Annotated in this window: 2 pseudogenes; one reads left to right on the plus strand and one right to left on the minus strand. The window is 77.5% G+C overall.

The annotated features are described in order from the left end of the window. A pseudogene (locus MCAG_RS33925) lies at positions 1 to 321 on the plus strand (serine/threonine protein kinase); the annotation flags it as partial. A 6-nt stretch (positions 322 to 327) separates the two neighbouring features. Here MCAG_RS33925 and MCAG_RS25130 read toward each other — a convergent pair. Then, a pseudogene (locus MCAG_RS25130) lies at positions 328 to 654 on the minus strand (hypothetical protein); the annotation flags it as partial.

Raw genomic sequence — 654 nt, forward strand, 5'->3', positions numbered from 1 at the left:
GACCGGTGGGCGGCGGACCCCGCGGTGCCGGGAGCCTTCGTGGGCCTGTCCGCCGGCATCGCCGCGCGGACCACCCCGGCGGGCTTCGTCGCCGAGCGCCCGCACGCCGACTGCGTTGCGGCCCCGACGCGGCACACCCGGCAAGCGGGCATCGACTGGGTGGTGGCGTGGTTCACCTGCCCCCGGGGCCGGCCGGTGCTCGTCGAGGCCGCCGGGCTGGGCCCCGGCCGCGCCGGGCTGCTCTACGTGCAGGTCGCGCCGCCGGCGGGCAGCGGGCCCGACTTCGTCGACTCGCTGCTGGCCGGGGTGGCGGTGCGGTAGCCGCCGCTAACGCACCACCACCGTGAGCGGGTACGTCGTGCCCTCCTGCGGGATCAGCACGACCACGGTGCCGGCGCGGACGAACCGGATCTCCACCACCCCGGCCTCGTAGCTGCGCGAGACCAGGTCCTCCCGGTCGACGGTCACCTCGCCCGGGCCGATGCCCCGGATTGCCAGCACCGCCCCGGTGGCGAAGCACATCGCGGGCAGCAGCGCCAGCTCGGTCTCGGCGAGCACCAGCTCGTACCGGACCGCCCCGAGGCACGCGCTGGGCAGTCCCGTCCGCGACGGCGGCGCGGCGGGCGTACGGGTGCTCGCGTCCGTGCTGGCCGG

The sequence above is a fragment of the Micromonospora sp. ATCC 39149 genome (assembly GCF_000158815.1).
Lineage (GTDB): Bacteria > Actinomycetota > Actinomycetes > Mycobacteriales > Micromonosporaceae > Micromonospora.